This is a genomic window from Mesorhizobium huakuii (assembly GCF_030160235.1).
In the GTDB taxonomy this organism is placed as follows: domain Bacteria; phylum Pseudomonadota; class Alphaproteobacteria; order Rhizobiales; family Rhizobiaceae; genus Mesorhizobium; species Mesorhizobium huakuii.
Window position 1 is genome coordinate 1 of record NZ_BSNY01000075.1, and the last position, 3,867, is coordinate 3,867.

Consider the following 3,867-nt stretch of genomic DNA (forward strand, 5'->3'; position numbering starts at 1 on the left):
GTGAGGCGTATATAGTCGCCACCAACGAGAACTGTCAACACGCCAGGCGAAAGTTTTTTCGATTTCTCGTGGGGATATCCACGAGGCCGAAATTCGTGAGTTGGCTTGGCTGAATTACGGGTGGTGCTCCGCCACCGATCGTTCCTGCCGAGGCTCACCATTACCCGGCGCCGGACACCCGGCATCGGCCTGAGAATCGCTTGTCCTGCCTGGTGGATTTCAATCACCGCGCCAGCGCAGGCAATGCTTCAGAGCCGGTCTTCCAGCAATTCCGGGGTGATGTTCCGCCCGGCGTAAAAGATGCCCAGGATCAGCACCCGCTCGCCCTCGACCGCGAAAGCGATGCTGACGGCGCGCCGGTAACCAACAATCCGCAGCCCGGGCATGATCTCGACCCGCTCCGTGCCGCGCTGTGGAAAAGTCGACAGGCCCAGGCAATGATCGCGGATGCCGACAACGAAATTCCAGGCGATCGCCGGCGACGCGCGCTCGGCTATGTCGTCATAGAGCTGTCCGAGTTCAGCTTCCGCCAAGGGATGGAAGACAATCCGGTGCTCCATCCCCTACTTGGCTTTCGCCTGCTTCGCGCGATGGCGCGCCTCAAGCCGGGAAAACACCGCATCGGCGGGAATCCCCTTTGCCGGATCCTGCTGAAGCTCGGTCAGGCGCCCCGGGATTTCCTCGCGCAGCCATCTCTCCCGCTCCGCCTCGAAATCCTCGAGCATGCGCAGGCCGGCGCGGACAACCTCACTGGCATTGTTGTAGCGACCTGATTCGAGCTGCCTCCTGATGAAGCTCTCATAATGGTCGTTCAGAGCGTAGTTGGGCATGGCAACCTCTGGGAAGAATGTCCGGTCATAAGAACATAGCAATAGATGTCACCTATTGCCAGAATTTGCTGATTCGACCGCACTGCCTTTGATTCGATAGCGCCGACGATCCGCTCTCCGTCATGCAGGCGGGACGACAGATACTGAAGCCGGCCGAGAAAGAGGACTGCCGGCTAAATTCATTTCGCATTTCGTTGCGATCGCCGCTCCGATTCGGCTTTCGCTATTCGCCTCAGCCGTGGCTTCGCGTGCTTGCATGGCACTCAGATGCAAACCGGCGCGCCGGGGTTTTGAGCCTGGCGGGCGGTTATGACGTTTGGTTTTGGGAGAGGCTTTGCGTTTTTGTCCGGAGATTCGGCTTTGTCTGCGTGCGGGCGGCTGAGCGGGAGCCGCTCGACGGCTAGCATAGCCGCAAAACGCAAAACGGCCCGCGGGCGGGAAGCCAGGCGGGCCGTTTTGCGAAGTTGGTTGCGGGGACCCGCAACCCCTTTCGTCATAACATCGTCGGACTTTTGATTTTGGTCGGGTTTGGCGAATTCGAGGATGCCGAACAACTCGCCGCGTAGCTCGGCATGGATCTCGCCGCGCTTGTCACCGGGCGTGAGGACGATCTCTCCGATCACCGAGCGCAACACCTCGGCGGCTTGGCGTCCGTCTTCGTGGTCGGCAAGCGCTTGCGTGAACTGCTCGACCCGCTTGCGGTAGAGAGTGGCGATGTTGGGATGCAGATCGGGCACGTCAGCGGGCGCCACTGCCAGACGCGCGGTAATCTCCGCCTTCTTCCTCTCCAGATCTTCCATTCTCGCTTTCATCGAGGGTTGGTACAGGCCATCTTCGATCGCGGCCATGATGCCGGCGATGGCGCGCTCGATCTTGTCGAGTGCCTTACGGTCTTGTTCGCCTTGCGCGCGACGCTCCTGATTCAGGCGGTTGGTCTCCTGCGCATAGGCTCTGATCGCCTCGCCCACGGCATCGGCCGAGACCAGCCTTTCCTTCAGGCCTGCGAGGACTCGCTGCTCGATCTTCTCGCGGGTGATGGTGCGGCCATTGTCGCAAATACCCCGGCGCTGGTGGTTGAGGCAGGCGTAGCGGTCTCGCGTAAACAGGCCGTAGCGCCCGCCGCAGCGGCCGCAGGTGAGCAAGCCGGAAAGGAGGGAGACGGGCCGCTTCATGGTGTGCAGCTTCCTCGCCCGGGCCTTGCGGGTGGCGATGGCCACCGCCTCGAACTGACTGGCGATGGATTTCTGTCTCTCCTTCACGGCCTGCCACAATTCATCCTCGACGATCCTGAGATGCGGCACCTCGGTGCGGACCCATTTGATTGGCGGATTGGCCCGAGAAACACGCTTGCCCGTGGCGGGATCCTTGACAAAATGCAGACGGTTCCAGACCAGCACACCGGTGTAGAGCTCGTTGTTGATAACGCCTGTTCCCCGGATTACATGCCCGCGCACGCTGGTATCGCCCCAGTGGCGGCCGAGCGGACCAGGAACGCCCTCCTTGTTGAGGTCGACGGCGATTGCCTTCGGGCTCTTGCCGGTGGCAAATTCGCGGAAGATGCGGCGCACGATGGTCGCTTCCTCCGGCACGATCTCGCGGTCGCCGCGAACCGGTTCACCTGCGGCATCCAGTTTCTTCACCACCCGGTAGCCGTAGCACAGCCCGCCTCCGGCCTTGCCCGTCTCCACCCTCCCCCGCAGGCCACGATGGGTCTTGAGGGCAAGGTCCTTGAGGAACAGGGCATTCATCGTGCCCTTGAGGCCGACATGCAGTTCGCTGATCTCGCCCTCGGCCAAAGTGACGATGGCAACGCCGGCGAATTTGAGATGCTTGAAGAGGGTCGCGACATCGGCCTGGTCGCGGCTGATGCGATCGAGCGCCTCGGCCAGCACCACCTCGAAGCGGCTGCGCTGGGCATCACGTACCGAATGCTGGATGCCCGGCCGCAGCACTGTGCTGGCGCCGGAGATCGCCGCATCCTCATAGGTTCCAGCCACGCTCCAGCCCTCGCGCGCCGCATGCTCGCGGCACAGCCTCAACTGGTCCTCGATGGAGGCATCCCGCTGGCTGTCGGAAGAATAGCGGGCATAGAGTGCGACACGGGTCATGGCGGCAGATCCTCTTTCCTCTCCCCAAGGGGTTTACCATCCGGCTCCCTGCCCTCTCCCACTCGGCGGCCCGGCCGATTGTCGTTGGCCACCGGCCTCACCTCGAATGCCTCCCGTGCCAGCTGCCGGCCGATCAGCCGGGCGATACCCAGCACCACCCGATCCAGCTTGGCCGCCGCCATGTTTTCTGGGCGACCCTCGGAGCCGACGCGATCGCCATTGTCGTTCGCCGGAACCAATGCCTGTGGCCCAGTCCTGGTCTCCTCTGCCATCGCGGTCGCTCTCCCAATGGTGGATCGACCTGCCATCAGAGTCCTTCGGACGGCGAAGGAAAGTATGAAGTTCATGTCGTAGGGCCACAGCGTGCAATGACTTGCGCGTTGCGGTTTCGTCTCGAGCGTCGAGGTCGGGCTACAGGCTACAAGTCGGAACGTACTGATGCTGACGTCCAGCCGAACCATCAGTGGGACGAGAACCGTCGCAATCTGTATGCCTCTCGATAATCCCGGACTGTTGATCTTCGATATCGCCTGCAAGTGTCGCACACCGCGGGGGGTGTGTCAGAAGACCGCTACACCGCCGCGGTGCTCCGCCGCATCTTCCTCTTCCAGCGCAGCGACCAGCTTGACCGCAGACTCCCAATGCTTGGCAACATCGCTTCGCGTCCTTTCCCGGCTCCGCCGATCAACCGGCAAATTTCCCGCGATCGCCTTTAAGTCACGCAGCACGGAAGCTATATGCGGCCACGGAAAGTCGGTAGGGTCACCAATATCTCGATCAGCGCCGAGGATCATTTCTAACTTGGCGATGACGCCGATGAGCGACGTTGCCGCGATGTCAGGGATAGAATCTTGAAGCTTAAGAGCTTCGGTCTGGCCTGCTGCCGGTTTCGTGGACACCGAGATAAGGTGTTTAACGGAACTGGAGAG

5 protein-coding genes are annotated in these 3,867 nt (G+C 61.8%); all 5 read right to left on the reverse strand.

Annotated features, from left to right (window positions below; genetic code table 11):
* Positions 1-248: 248 nt before the first annotated feature.
* On the reverse strand, positions 249-560 hold the full coding sequence (locus QQK95_RS33255; protein ID WP_284278819.1) for a type II toxin-antitoxin system RelE/ParE family toxin: 312 nt from the start codon (positions 558-560) through the stop codon (positions 249-251).
* Between the two features lie 3 nt (positions 561-563).
* Positions 564-830, reverse strand: a complete 267-nt coding sequence (locus QQK95_RS33260; protein WP_284278821.1) for a type II toxin-antitoxin system ParD family antitoxin — start codon at positions 828-830, stop codon at positions 564-566.
* 263 nt (positions 831-1,093) lie between these two features.
* Entirely contained in the window at positions 1,094-2,938 is a 1,845-nt protein-coding gene (locus tag QQK95_RS33265; RefSeq protein ID WP_284278823.1) for a recombinase family protein, read from the reverse strand.
* On the reverse strand, positions 2,935-3,210 hold the full coding sequence (locus QQK95_RS33270; RefSeq protein ID WP_284278824.1) for a hypothetical protein: 276 nt from the start codon (positions 3,208-3,210) through the stop codon (positions 2,935-2,937). Before QQK95_RS33270 ends, QQK95_RS33265 begins: the two co-directional genes overlap by 4 nt.
* 288 nt (positions 3,211-3,498) lie before the next feature.
* The gene (locus QQK95_RS33275) at positions 3,499-3,837 is read right to left on the reverse strand and encodes a hypothetical protein (protein WP_284278825.1); all 339 of its coding nucleotides are present in this window, start codon (positions 3,835-3,837) and stop codon (positions 3,499-3,501) included.
* Between the last annotated feature and the right edge of the window lie 30 nt (positions 3,838-3,867).